This window comes from Pseudothauera hydrothermalis (assembly GCF_003345255.1).
Classification (GTDB): domain Bacteria; phylum Pseudomonadota; class Gammaproteobacteria; order Burkholderiales; family Rhodocyclaceae; genus Pseudothauera; species Pseudothauera hydrothermalis.
Window position 1 is genome coordinate 2135034 of record NZ_CP029331.1, and the last position, 12350, is coordinate 2147383.

At 61.5% G+C, this 12350-nt stretch carries 11 protein-coding genes; all 11 read right to left on the minus strand.

The genetic code is table 11. The features are described from left to right. Positions 1-52 precede the first annotated feature (52 nt). Complete coding sequence (asd, locus tag DIE29_RS10230; protein WP_102041193.1) at positions 53-1186, minus strand: aspartate-semialdehyde dehydrogenase; 1134 nt, start codon at positions 1184-1186, stop codon at positions 53-55. Positions 1187-1212: 26 nt separating this feature from the next. After that, positions 1213-2265, minus strand: a complete 1053-nt coding sequence (leuB, locus tag DIE29_RS10235; protein ID WP_102041192.1) for a 3-isopropylmalate dehydrogenase — start codon at positions 2263-2265, stop codon at positions 1213-1215. A 38-nt stretch (positions 2266-2303) separates the two neighbouring features. After that, the gene (gene leuD, locus DIE29_RS10240) at positions 2304-2942 is read right to left on the minus strand and encodes a 3-isopropylmalate dehydratase small subunit (RefSeq protein WP_102041191.1); all 639 of its coding nucleotides are present in this window, start codon (positions 2940-2942) and stop codon (positions 2304-2306) included. Positions 2943-2964: 22 nt separating this feature from the next. Continuing rightward, the gene (gene leuC / locus DIE29_RS10245; protein ID WP_102041190.1) at positions 2965-4371 is read right to left on the minus strand and encodes a 3-isopropylmalate dehydratase large subunit; all 1407 of its coding nucleotides are present in this window, start codon (positions 4369-4371) and stop codon (positions 2965-2967) included. Between the two features lie 79 nt (positions 4372-4450). Continuing rightward, entirely contained in the window at positions 4451-5272 is an 822-nt protein-coding gene (locus DIE29_RS10250) for a M48 family metallopeptidase (RefSeq protein WP_102041189.1), read from the minus strand. A gap of 11 nt (positions 5273-5283) precedes the next feature. Next, positions 5284-6441 (minus strand): MFS transporter, encoded by a 1158-nt coding sequence (locus DIE29_RS10255; RefSeq protein ID WP_114649828.1) that lies wholly within the window; start codon positions 6439-6441, stop codon positions 5284-5286. Between the two features lie 16 nt (positions 6442-6457). Continuing rightward, positions 6458-7588, minus strand: coding sequence for a chorismate synthase (aroC, locus tag DIE29_RS10260; protein ID WP_114649829.1), 1131 nt, complete (start codon positions 7586-7588; stop codon positions 6458-6460). Between the two features lie 83 nt (positions 7589-7671). Then, a complete protein-coding gene (gene ilvN / locus DIE29_RS10265; protein ID WP_102041186.1) occupies positions 7672-7986 on the minus strand; it encodes an acetolactate synthase small subunit in 315 nt (104 codons plus the stop codon). A 2-nt stretch (positions 7987-7988) separates the two neighbouring features. Then, positions 7989-9656: an acetolactate synthase large subunit gene (ilvB, locus tag DIE29_RS10270; protein WP_108079758.1), complete on the minus strand. Its 1668-nt coding sequence runs from the start codon at positions 9654-9656 to the stop codon at positions 7989-7991. Between the two features lie 300 nt (positions 9657-9956). Further along, on the minus strand, positions 9957-11633 hold the full coding sequence (fadD, locus tag DIE29_RS10275) for a long-chain-fatty-acid--CoA ligase FadD (RefSeq protein WP_114649830.1): 1677 nt from the start codon (positions 11631-11633) through the stop codon (positions 9957-9959). A 199-nt stretch (positions 11634-11832) separates the two neighbouring features. Next, entirely contained in the window at positions 11833-12285 is a 453-nt protein-coding gene (locus DIE29_RS10280) for a CBS domain-containing protein (RefSeq protein ID WP_102041183.1), read from the minus strand. Positions 12286-12350: the final 65 nt, after the last annotated feature.

Genomic DNA, 12350 nt, shown 5'->3' on the forward strand with positions numbered 1-12350 from the left:
CGGGGACGGCGCGGACGGCTTGTCGATCGACCGCCCGCAGCCCAAACAGCGATCAACGTTCGAGCAGGATGCGCAACATCCGGCGCAGCGGCTCGGCCGCGCCCCACAGTAGCTGGTCGCCCACGGTGAAGGCACCAAGATATTCCGGCCCCATCGCCAGTTTGTGCAACCGGCCCACCGGGATGGACAGCGTGCCGGTGACCGCAGCCGGCGACAACTCGCGCTCGGTGGCTTCACGTTCATTCGGGATCACTTTGACCCAGTCGTTGGCGTTAGCAATGATCTCGGTGAGCTCATCCAAGGGTACGTCCTTTTTGAGCTTGATGGTCAGCGCCTGAGAGTGGCAGCGCATGGCACCCACGCGCACGCACAGACCATCGACCGGGATGCTGCCCGGGCTGCGGAAAGGCGGTTTGCCGAGAATCTTGTTGCATTCGGCCCCGCCTTTCCATTCTTCCTTCGACTGACCGTGCTCGACCGGTACGTCGATCCACGGGATCAGGCTGCCCGCCAGCGGGGTGTTGCGGAAGTGCTTTTTCGGAAAGGCGTCCGAGCGGATGGTGTCGGCCACCTTGCGGTCGATGTCCAGGATGGCCGAGGCCGGATCGGCCAGCAGATCGGCCACCGAGGCATGGATGGCACCCATCTGCGCGATCAGCTCACGCATGTTTTGCGCACCGGCACCGGAAGCGGCCTGGTAGGTCATCGCCGAGACCCATTCGACCAGGTCGTGCCGGAATAGCCCCCCTAGCCCCATCAGCATCAAGGAAACGGTGCAATTGCCGCCGATCCAGTTCTTGCCGCCTTTGGCGAGCGCCTCCTGGATCACAGGCATGTTGACCGGGTCGAGGATGATTACCGCGTCATCGGCCATGCGTAACGCGGAGGCGGCGTCGATCCAGTGACCGTTCCAGCCTGCGGCGCGCAGCTTTGGATACACCTCCTTGGTGTAGTCGCCGCCCTGGCAGGTGATGACGATGTCGCAAGTCTTGAGCGCGTCGACGTTCATCGCGTCTTGCAGCGGCACGCTCGCTTCCTTGCCACCGAAAGCCGGGGCCTGGCCACCGGCGTTGGAGGTGGAGAAATACACCGGCTCGATATGGGCAAAATCGCCTTCTTCCGCCATACGTTGCATCAGCACGGAACCGACCATGCCACGCCAACCGACCAGACCAACCTTGTTCATCGCTCTTCCTCTTGATGCCTAGAACCTTACAGCGCCGCCAGTACGGCGTCGCCCATTTCCCGCGTGCCGACCTTCTTCGTGCCCGGCTCGAAGATATCGGCGGTACGCAGGCCCTGCGCCAGCACTTTTTTCACCGCACCCTCGATGCGCTGCGCGGCTTCTTCCAGCGCGAAGGTGTAGCGCAACATCATGGCCGCCGACAGGATGGTAGCCAGCGGGTTGGCCACGCCTTTGCCGGCAATGTCCGGCGCCGAGCCGTGCGAAGGTTCGTACAAACCCTTGTTGTGCTCGTCCAGCGAGGCCGAGGGCAGCATACCGATCGAGCCGGTGAGCATGGCCGCTTCATCCGACAGGATGTCGCCGAACATGTTGCCGGTAACCATCACGTCGAACTGCTTGGGCGCTCGCACCAGTTGCATCGCGGCGTTATCGACCAGCATATGGGAGAGCTCGACGTCCGGATACTCCGCCGCCAGCTCGGTCATCACGTCGCGCCACAACTGAGTGGTTTCCAACACGTTCATCTTGTCCACCGAGCACAAGCGCTTGTTGCGCTTGCGCGCGGCCTCGAAGGCCACGCGGCCGATGCGGCGGATCTCCGCTTCGGTATAGTGCATGGTGTTGAAGCCGTAACGCTCGCCGTCGCGCACTTCGATGCCGCGCGGTTGGCCAAAATAAATATCGCCTGTCAGTTCGCGCACGATCAGAATGTCCAGGCCGGCGACGATCTCCGGTTTCAGCGAGGAGGCATTGGCCAGTTCCGGATAGAGGATGGCCGGACGCAGATTGGCGAACAGGCCCAGTTCCTTGCGAATGGCCAGCAGGCCACGCTCCGGACGCTGCTCACGCGCCAAGCCGTCCCATTTGGGCCCACCGACCGCGCCCAGCAGCACCGCGTCGGCTTCGCGCGCTAGTTTTGAAGTAGCCTCGGGATAGGGGTTGCCGGTCGCATCCACCGCGCAACCGCCCAGCAACGCTTCTTCCAATTCAAGCTTCAGATCCAGCGCGCGTAGCACACGCACAGCCTCGGCAATAATTTCCGGACCGATGCCGTCACCGGGCAGTACGCAAATTTTCATGCAATCTCTCCAAGGCTATAGGGCTCGCCCAGTGAGGCTCAGGCGAAATAATAGGGATGTTGCGCGCGCCGCTGCTCTTCGAAGGCGCGGATTTTGTCGGCATGACGCAAGGTCAGGCCGATATCGTCCCAACCGTTGAGCAGGCATTCCTTGCGGAAAGGATCGACCTCAAAGACGATGGACTGCCCGTCGGGACGAGTAATCGTTTGTGCAGCCAAGTCCACTTTGAGACGGTACCCCTCGTTGGCCTGACATTGGCCGAACAGTTCATCGACCACATCGGCCGGCAGCACGATCGGCAACAAGCCGTTCTTGAAACAGTTGTTGAAGAAGATATCGGCAAAGCTTGGCGCGATGATCGCCCGAAAGCCGTAGTCTTCCAAGGCCCACGGCGCATGCTCACGTGAGCTGCCACAACCGAAGTTATCCCGCGCAAGCAGGATTTGCGCGCCTTGATAACGCGCCTGATTGAGAACGAAGTCCGGGTTCAAAGGCCGCCGGCTGCAATCCTGGCCCGGCTGTCCAACATCGAGATAGCGCCATTCGTCGAACAAATTGGGGCCAAAGCCGCTGCGCTTGATCGACTTGAGAAACTGTTTGGGGATGATGGCATCGGTATCCACATTGGCACGATCGAGCGGCGCCACGATGGCATCGAGCACGGTAAACGGTTTCATGACTTGTCTGTCCTCCTGGTTCTCAGAGCGCGCGCACGTCGACAAAATGGCCGCTCACCGCGGCGGCTGCGGCCATGGCCGGGCTCACCAGATGGGTGCGCCCGCCGGCGCCCTGCCGGCCTTCGAAATTGCGGTTGGAGGTGGACGCGCACCGTTCGCCCGGCTCCAGACGGTCTGCGTTCATCGCCAGGCACATCGAACAGCCCGGCTCACGCCATTCAAAACCGGCCTCGATGAAGATTTTGTCCAATCCTTCGGCTTCGGCCTGACGCTTGACCAGGCCAGAGCCCGGCACCACCAGCACGCGGCGCACATTGGCGGCTTTGTGGCGTCCCTTGGCCACCGCAGCGGCCTCGCGCAGGTCTTCGATGCGCGAATTGGTGCACGAGCCGATGAACACCTGATCGACCTTGATGTCGCGGATCGGGGTGTTCGCCTGCAGTCCCATGTATTTGAGTGCGCGCTCCATGCCTTCGCGTTTGACCGGATCGGCCACTTGCGCAGGGTCCGGCACACAGCCATCGATGCTGGTCACCATTTCAGGCGAAGTGCCCCAGGTGACCTGCGGCGCAATGCCGGCCGCATCCAGCACGACGACCTTGTCGAACACCGCACCTTCGTCGGATTTCAAGGTGCGCCAATAACGGACGGCCGCATCCCATAGCGCGCCTTTGGGTGCAAAAGGTTTGTCGCGCAGGTAATCGATCGTGGTGTCATCGACCGCCACCATGCCGGCACGGGCACCGGCTTCGATGGCCATGTTGCAAACGGTCATGCGTCCTTCCATGGACAGCGACCGGATCGCGCTGCCGCCAAACTCGATGGCGTAGCCGGTGCCGCCGGCCGTGCCGATCTTGCCAATGATGGCCAGCACCACATCCTTGGCGGTCACGCCGCGCCCCAGTTCGCCTTCGACCCGCACCAACATGGTTTTGGACTTTTTTTGCAGCAGACACTGGGTTGCCAGCACATGTTCGACCTCGGAAGTACCGATACCGTGCGCCAGACAGGCGAAGGCGCCGTGCGTGGAGGTGTGCGAATCGCCGCACACGACGGTCATGCCCGGCAAGGTGGCACCGTTTTCCGGACCGATGACATGAACAATGCCCTGCCGCGGGTCTTTGAAGGGGAAATAGGCCAACGCACCGACTTCGCGGATATTGGCGTCCAAAGTCTCGACCTGCTGGCGCGAGACCGGGTCCTTGATCCCCTCTTCCCAGTGATCGGTGGGCGTGTTGTGGTCGGCGGTGGCGACGATCGATGAGACGCGCCATGGCTTGCGCCCTGCAAGTTTGAGTCCTTCAAAAGCCTGCGGACTGGTCACTTCATGCACCAGGTGGCGATCGATGTAAATCAGCGCCGTGCCGTCGGCCTCCTGGTGGACGACATGACTCGACCAGAGCTTTTCGTACAGCGTTTGGGGTGCCATCCGTTGTGTTCCGCGCAAAAGTAAAGGTTTTGATTATTTCACAGGGTCGTTTGGCTGAATAGCCGGCAGACCCGCGGCATTACCGGTGTCCGCCAGCCTGCTGATAAAGCGGCATCACCCGTTGGGCGTAGTCTTGGAGGTCGCGCCGACGGCTGGCATGAGAGGGGTGAGTGGATAGCCACTCGGGCGGAGCGGCCGCCGAACGTGCAGCCATTTTGTCCCACAGCGTCAACGCGGCTCGGGGATCGAAACCGGCACGCGCGGCCAGTTCGATGCCGATACGGTCTGCCTCGGTCTCATGCAGGCGGGAGTTGGGTAATTCAAAAGTCACCTTGGCGATCTCCCCCATCAGGCTTTGGCCGGCCTCACCAACTCCCAGCAACGCGCCAGCCAACGATACGCCAAGGCCGGTGGCCACCGACTTTGAGATGCGTTCGCGCGCATGCTCCCGCAGCGCGTGCGCGATTTCGTGCCCCATCACGGCGGCAATTTCGTCGTCGGTGAGCCGGAGCTGATCGATCAGTCCGGTATAGATGGCGATCTTACCGCCTGCCATGCACCAGGCGTTGAGCGCCTTGGCGCTCAAGACATTGACTTCCCATGACCAGCCCGGCGCATCCTGACGGAACACGCCCGTCTGGGCAATCAGCCGATTGGCGATGCGGCGCACCCGCTGGACGGTATCCGCATCACGATTGAGTGCGTTTTGCTGACGCGCTTGGGCCAGTATCTGCTGATACTGCCGGGCCGATGCCTGCTCGACCTCGCGTGCCGAAACCATCATCATCTGTTCGCGCTCGACACCCACCGCCCCACCTCCGGTGGTTCGTACCGTCTGACACGCCACGGCCATGGTTGCGGCCAACAGGGCCGGCAGCGCGTTGCGCCACAACGCTTGCATACGCCTTCTCCTCAGTCCTTTGCGGGCATCGACGGCAACACAGGCCGCCAACCTTTGATGAGCCAAAGCAGGCCGGCGAGCGCAAACGCCGAACCCAGGCTGTAGGTCCAAGCCGACCCGATCGCATCCCAGGTCAGGCCGCTCAACAAACCGCCAAACATCCCTCCGGCACCAAACGACAGGCTGCCGTAAAGCGCCTGGCCGCGGGATTGCAGTTTGCCGGGAAACCACTGGTTGATCGCGGCGATGGCTGCCGCGTGATAGGCGCCAAAGGTTGCCCCGTGCAGCAGCTGGGCCAATACCAAGAGCGCAAGACTGCCCACGCCCCAGCCGATCAGCAAAAAACGCAGCACTGCCGCGGTAAACGAGACCAGCAACATGGCGCGCAAGGTGTAGCGCTTCATCAGCCGCGGCATGAAGAGGAAAACGACGATCTCGGCCACCACGCCCAGGGTCCACATCCACCCGACCAAAGCCTTCCCATAGCCGTTATCGACCAGGTGGATGGAATAGAACACATACAATGCGCCATGCGCGGCCGACATGAAAAAGCACGCCCCCAGCAGGGCGCGCACCTCAGCGCGCGCCAGAACTTGGCGCAAACTCATCGGCACCCGCTGCACGGCAGGCGGTGCGGCATCCGGCACCAAGAAAGCGCACAGCACGATGCCGGCCAGCACCAAGGCGGTCATCCACAATGTGGCCGTGATCGGCAGATCCTCCAGTGCATGGCCTATACCCAGCACCGCGACGATAAAACCGACCGAACCCCATACCCGGATGCTTGCATACCGATGCCCCTGGTCGCCCAGGTGGCTGAAAGTCACGCTTTCGATCAGCGGCAACGCAGCGCTCCAGAAAAAAGCCATCAGCGCCATGCCAACGAAAATGCCGGCAAACTCGGTGGTCAGAAAGAACAGCCCAAAACCGGCCAGACTTGCCACGGCCGACAAGCGCACGATCAACACCGGCACGCCGACACGCTCGGCCAGCCAGCCCCACAGATTGGGCGCCAGGATGCGCATGACCTGCATCAGCGACATCAAAATCGCGATGTCGGCCGCCGTAAACTGCAGCGACTGCAAGTAAAGCGTGAAATACGGCGAGAACGCGCCGACAAAGCCGAAATAGAAAAAGTAGTAAGCCGACAGGCGCCAATAGGGCAGCATCCGGCAAACGGCCGTATCAGGTGCGCGGACTGGGAACCGCCTGCACACCGTGCGGCGCCAGCCCGGCGATCTTGGGCGTGGCCGTGCTCACCTCGGCGCATTGCGCACGCTGGCGCAAGGCGTGATCGATCAGCACCAGTGCCAGCATGGCCTCGGCAATCGGCGCCGCGCGGATGCCGACGCAAGGGTCGTGGCGGCCATGGGTGGCCACGGCCACAGGGTGCCCCTGTTTGTCGATCGACCGGCGCTCGATGCGAATGCTGGAGGTCGGCTTGATCGCCACACTGACCAGAATGTCCTGGCCGGTGGAAATGCCACCCAGCACGCCACCGGCGTTGTTGGACAAAAAACCATCCGGCGTCAGTTCGTCGCCGTGCTCGGAGCCACGCTGGGTGACACAGGCAAAGCCGGCGCCGATTTCCACCCCCTTGACCGCGTTGATGCCCATCATTGCATGGGCGATGTCAGCATCCAGACGGTCATAGACCGGCTCGCCCCAGCCCACCGGCACGCCGGAGGCGATCACGTTGATGCGCGCGCCTATGGAATCGCCCGACTTGCGCAAGGCGTCCATATAGGCTTCGAGTTCGGGCACGATGGCCGCGTTGGGCGCAAAAAAGGGATTGTCCATCTCGTCCCAGGACACGAAAGGGATGACGATCGGTCCAAGCTGCGCCATCCAGCCGCGAATCACGATTCCGTAGCGCTCATACAGCCACTTGCGGGCCACTGCGCCGGCCGCTACCCGCACCGCGGTCTCACGCGCCGAAGAACGCCCGCCGCCGCGGTAGTCGCGGATGCCGTATTTCTGCCAGTAAGGGTAATCCGCGTGCCCCGGACGGAAGGTTTCAGAGATGTTGCCGTAGTCCTTGGAGCGCTGATCCTGATTACGGATCAGCAATGCAATCGGAGTGCCAGTGGTCACTCCTTCGAACACACCGGAGAGAATCTCCACCTCGTCGGGCTCGCGGCGCTGGGTGACATGGCGGGACGTGCCCGGTTTGCGCCGATCCAGTTCAGCCTGGATGTCGGCGGCTTTCAAGGCCAGCCCCGGCGGACAACCGTCGATTACGCACCCGATCGCGGGGCCATGGGATTCACCGAAAGACGTAACCGTAAACAGTCTGCCGAAAGTGTTGCCGGACATCGCGGACTCGTGTTCAAGAATGCGGGCGCGGGGCGGCCGAGTGTAGCACAGTGCCCCGCTACGCCCTGGACTGCCCGAAGGGCTTAGCGGAAAAAATCCTCCAGACGCTCGAAAACTTCGTGCTCTGCGCCATGACGACGCACCGAAAGCACGTCTTGCAGTTTTTCGACTTGGCGAATCATCTGCTCCAGGCGCTGATCTTCATACACCAGCAACCAAATACGGCTGCGCCTGCCATCGGAGACCGGCATGCACAAAATGCCCTCGACATTGAACGCGCGCCGGGCGAAAAGGTTGCAGATATGGCTCATCACGCCAGGATGATTGTTCACATCGATTTCCAGGATCACCTTGGCAAAGCCGGACTGCTGCAATGGTTCAGCGACTTGTTCGATCATGGTCAACCTCCGATCATTTCCGTGTTGGCCGCGCCCGGCGGCACCATGGGATAGACGAACTGCTCGCGGTCGATGGATACATGGATCAGGCACGGGCCTGGCGTTGCAAGCGCCTGCGCCAGCGTGCCGCGCGGATTGGCCGCGGTATCGAGATCGACCGCCGGCACACCGAAACCTTCGGCAATCTTCACGAAGTCCGGCGTACCCCGGTACTTGGAGGCGAACACGCGTTTGCCGTAGAACAGGTTTTGCTGCTGGTACACCAGGCCCAGCGAGTTGTTGTTCATCAGCACGATCTTCACGTTGAGCCATTCCTCGGCCAGGGTGGCAAGTTCCTGGATGTTCATCTTGAAACTGCCGTCGCCTGAAAAACACACCACGGTACGCTCGGGGGCGGCCAACGCGGCACCGATGGCCGCTGGAACACCAAAACCCATGGTCCCCAGGCCACCGGAAGTCAACCACTGGCGCGGGCGGCGGAAGGGATAGGCTTGAGCCACCCACATCTGATGCTGGCCGACATCGGTGGTCACCACGGCGTCGTCGCCCACCGCGGCGGCCACCGCACGCACCAGGCCGTAGTGGCTGCGCGGATCGTCTTGCTCGGCCCACTCTACCGGGAAGCGGCTCTTGAGGCTTTCCACATGGGAGAGCCAGCGCTTGCGCAGCTGCGCCTGAACACGCGGCAGCAAAGCCTCCAGCACCTGGACCACGTCGCCGTTGATGGCCACGTGCGCCTGCCGGATTTTGTGCAGTTCCGAACGGTCGACATCGATATGAACGACCTTGGCTTTGGGGCAGAACTGCGACGCCTTGCCGATGGCACGATCATCGAAGCGCGCGCCGACGCAAACCAGCAAATCGGCCTCCTCCAGCACGAAGTTGGTGTAGCGTGCGGCATGCATGCCCAGCATGCCGATCGACAGCGGATGATCCATCGGCATCGCCCCCAGAGCCATCAGCGTCATTGTCGTCGGCAGGCCGGCCTGCTCGGCCAACGACACCGCCTGTCGGGCGGCGCCGGAATGGATCACCCCACCGCCAAGGTAGAGCACCGGCTGCTCGGCGTCGTTGATCAGCCTGGCGGCTTCTTCGATTGCTGCCATGTCCAACACAGGTCGCGGCTCGGGCATGGCCACCGGCGGAAAGTCGTCCAGTACGATGCGCGCGTTCTGCACATCCTTGGGCACATCGACCAAAACCGGACCAGGCCGGCCGGACATGGCGATACGAAAGGCAGCGGGAATGACTTCGGGCAGCTCTTCGACCGAACGCACCAGGAAATTGTGCTTGGTGATCGGCACGGTCATGCCGTAGATATCGACTTCCTGAAAGGCGTCGGTGCCGATCATCGACAACGGCACCTGACCGGTGATCGCCACCAGCGGGATCGAGTCCAGCCGAGCATCGGCGATTGCGGTGACCAGATTGGTGGCTCCCGGACCACTGGAGGCAAAACACACCTCCGGCCGCCCGGACACCCGCGCCATACCCTGCGCAATGAAGCCAGCGCCCTGCTCATGGCGTGCCAAAATGTGACGAATCGAGGCGCTGCCGGACAGCGCATCGTACAACGGCAAAATGGCGCCACCGGGAATGCCGGCGACGGTACGCACGCCTTGGCGTTCGAGCAGGCGCACGATCAGCTCGGCGCCGGTCATTTGTATCATTTTTAATCTCCTGGAAGAGTCCGCAGCGTCAAGACCGGCGGCACAACAAAAAACCCCCGCCGGCCTGCGCGCCGACGGGGGTTTTGGATTCGGTGATCTGCCTGTTTTCCTGTCCCGCTACGACGCGCAACCGCCTACGCGTACTACTACACGTACCGACAGAACTACAGCGAGGGCGCGCTTAAAGAAGGACATCGGGCTTTCTTGACAGATCAAGGCGCTCATCAAATCACGAATCACGGCACATGGCAAGACCTTTGCGCTTCTGCGTGGGCCGCTCATGACCAGACGGTCGCAACATCAGCCACCATGCGCCGACTCATCACGCAGCGCCCTGCGCAAAATCTTGCCGACGTTGGTCTTGGGCAGTTCATCCCTGAATTCCACATGGTGCGGCACCTTGTAACCGGTCAGATTCTTTCGGCAATGCGCCACGATCTCCTCGGCAGTCAGCGCTGGGTCTTTCTTCACCACAAATACCTTGACAGCCTCCCCACTACGCTCATCCGGCACGCCAACCGCAGCCACTTCCAGCACCCCGGGATGGCTGGCCACCACATCTTCGACCTCGTTCGGATACACGTTGAAACCGGAGACCAGGATCATGTCCTTCTTTCGGTCCACCAAGCGTATGAAACCCCGCTCATCCATCACCGCGATGTCGCCAGTGCGGAAAAATCCGTCCGCGGTAAACGCCCGTGCGCTGTCCTCGGGGCGATTCCAGTAACCCTTCATGACCTGCGGGCCACGCACGCACAGTTCGCCGCGCTGCCCCAGGGCCACTTCATTGCCTTCGTCATCGCGAATACTGACTTCGGTTGACGGCACCGGCAGCCCTATGGAGTGATTGAATTCAGTCAAGTCGAGCGGGTTGATGGTCACCGCGGGCGAGGTTTCGGTCAGGCCGTAGGCTTCGTAGAGCACTTTGCCGGTCACCTGTTTCCACTTGTCGGCCACCGCCTGCTGCACCGCCATGCCTCCGCCGAGCGCAATCTTGAATCGGGAAAAATCGAGCTTGGCGAAATCCGCATTGTTGAGCAGCGCGTTGAACAGCGTATTGACCCCGGTGATCACGGTAAAAGGATGCTTGGCGAGTTCCTTGACGAAACCGGGAATGTCCCGCGGATTGGTGATCAGCACATTGGTGGCGCCGATCTTGAAAAAAGTCAGGCAGTTCGCGGTGAGCGAAAAAATGTGATAGAGCGGCAAGGCGGTGATGATTACCTCTTCGCCTTCTTTCACATAGGGTTTGATCCAGGCGTGGGCCTGTTGAAGGTTGCCGACGATGTTTCCATGCGTGAGCACCGCCCCTTTGGCCACGCCAGTGGTGCCACCGGTGTATTGCAAGAAGGCGATGTCGTCATGCCCGAGTTCGACCGGTAAGATCGTGTGCCGCGCGCCTCGTTCGAGTGCAGCCATAAAGCGCACATGGCCAGGGATGTGCCAGGCGGGCACCATCTTCTTGATCCGCCGCACCACGAAATTGACGATGACGCGCTTGGGAAACCCGAGCATCTCTCCAAGACTGGTCACAATGACATGCCGCACCGGCACCTTGGGCAACACCTGCTCCAGGGTGTGAGCGAAATTCTCCAGGATCACAATCGCATCCGCGCCGGAATCCTTGAGCTGGTGTTCCAATTCCCGCGCGGTATATAGCGGGTTGACATTGACCACCGTATAGCCGCCGCGCAGACTGCCAAACATGGCAATCGGGTACTGCAGCAAGTTGGGCATCATCAGTGCCACCCGCGCACCGCGTGGCAAACGCAACTCACTTTGCAAAAAGGCGGCAAACCTTGCCGACAGGCGATCGAGCTCTTCATAGCTGATCGCCTTGCCCATGTTGATGTAGGCGGTGCGGCTGGCGTACTTGCGCACGCTTTGTTCGAACAAGTCGGCCAGCGACGCAAACTGATGATGATCGATCTCGGCGGGCACGCCCGGGGGATAGCTCTTCAGCCAGATCTTGTCCAAGTTGTCTCCTCCTGATGTTGGAAAATGCCAATACCACATGCCCACATGTGGCGAGTGCACCGCCCTCCCGAGGCGTCACGGATGCCCGATGCGGCACCCTGTCTTCCAACCGACTTCTGTCCGTAAGAGGCCCGGACTGTTGTAATTGTTCTCACGGCCCAAACGCGCACCCTTGCGGTACGCGTCGTCCGTGGGCTGTTCAATTTTGCTCGCCGCTGTCTGTCGGCCAGTTGCGGATATAGTTTTTCAGCATGCGATTTTCAAAGCTTTGCTCTTCGAGCACCGCTTTGGCCACGTCGTGGAACGACACCACGCCCAACAAGGTGCTGCCGTCCATGACCGGCAGGTAGCGTTGGTGACGATCGACCATCAGACGTCTCAGCTCGTCCATTTCCATGTTGGGCGAAGCGGCCAGCGGGTCGCGCAGCATTGCCTGTTCGACCGTCATCTCTTGCCACTTTGCGCCGCCCGCATGGACCGCACCGAGCACTTCGCGGAAGGTGAGCATCCCCGTCATCCGACCTTGATCGAAAACCACCAGCGAGCCGACATCCTGTTCGGTCATAATGGCGACAGCCTCGGCCAAGCTGCGGCCCGGTGCGATGGTATAGAGCACCTTGCCTTTGATGGCGAGAATTTCGCTGACGAGCATACCCATTGATGTGAAGCTCCGGTAGTGAGGATGTCGAGCGCCATGTTAGTGCATCGCCGGCGGGA

Coding starts and splice junctions, on each gene's coding strand:
- asd (WP_102041193.1), bottom strand. CDS start 1,186: ATGAACAAGGTTGGTCTGGTCGGTTGGCGTGGCATGGTCGGTTCCGTG.
- leuB (WP_102041192.1), bottom strand. CDS start 2,265: ATGAAAATTTGCGTACTGCCCGGTGACGGCATCGGTCCGGAAATTATT.
- leuD (WP_102041191.1), bottom strand. CDS start 2,942: ATGAAACCGTTTACCGTGCTCGATGCCATCGTGGCGCCGCTCGATCGT.
- leuC (WP_102041190.1), bottom strand. CDS start 4,371: ATGGCACCCCAAACGCTGTACGAAAAGCTCTGGTCGAGTCATGTCGTC.
- DIE29_RS10250 (WP_102041189.1), bottom strand. CDS start 5,272: ATGCAAGCGTTGTGGCGCAACGCGCTGCCGGCCCTGTTGGCCGCAACC.
- DIE29_RS10255 (WP_114649828.1), bottom strand. CDS start 6,441: ATGCTGCCCTATTGGCGCCTGTCGGCTTACTACTTTTTCTATTTCGGC.
- aroC (WP_114649829.1), bottom strand. CDS start 7,588: ATGTCCGGCAACACTTTCGGCAGACTGTTTACGGTTACGTCTTTCGGT.
- ilvN (WP_102041186.1), bottom strand. CDS start 7,986: ATGATCGAACAAGTCGCTGAACCATTGCAGCAGTCCGGCTTTGCCAAG.
- ilvB (WP_108079758.1), bottom strand. CDS start 9,656: ATGATACAAATGACCGGCGCCGAGCTGATCGTGCGCCTGCTCGAACGC.
- DIE29_RS10280 (WP_102041183.1), bottom strand. CDS start 12,285: ATGCTCGTCAGCGAAATTCTCGCCATCAAAGGCAAGGTGCTCTATACC.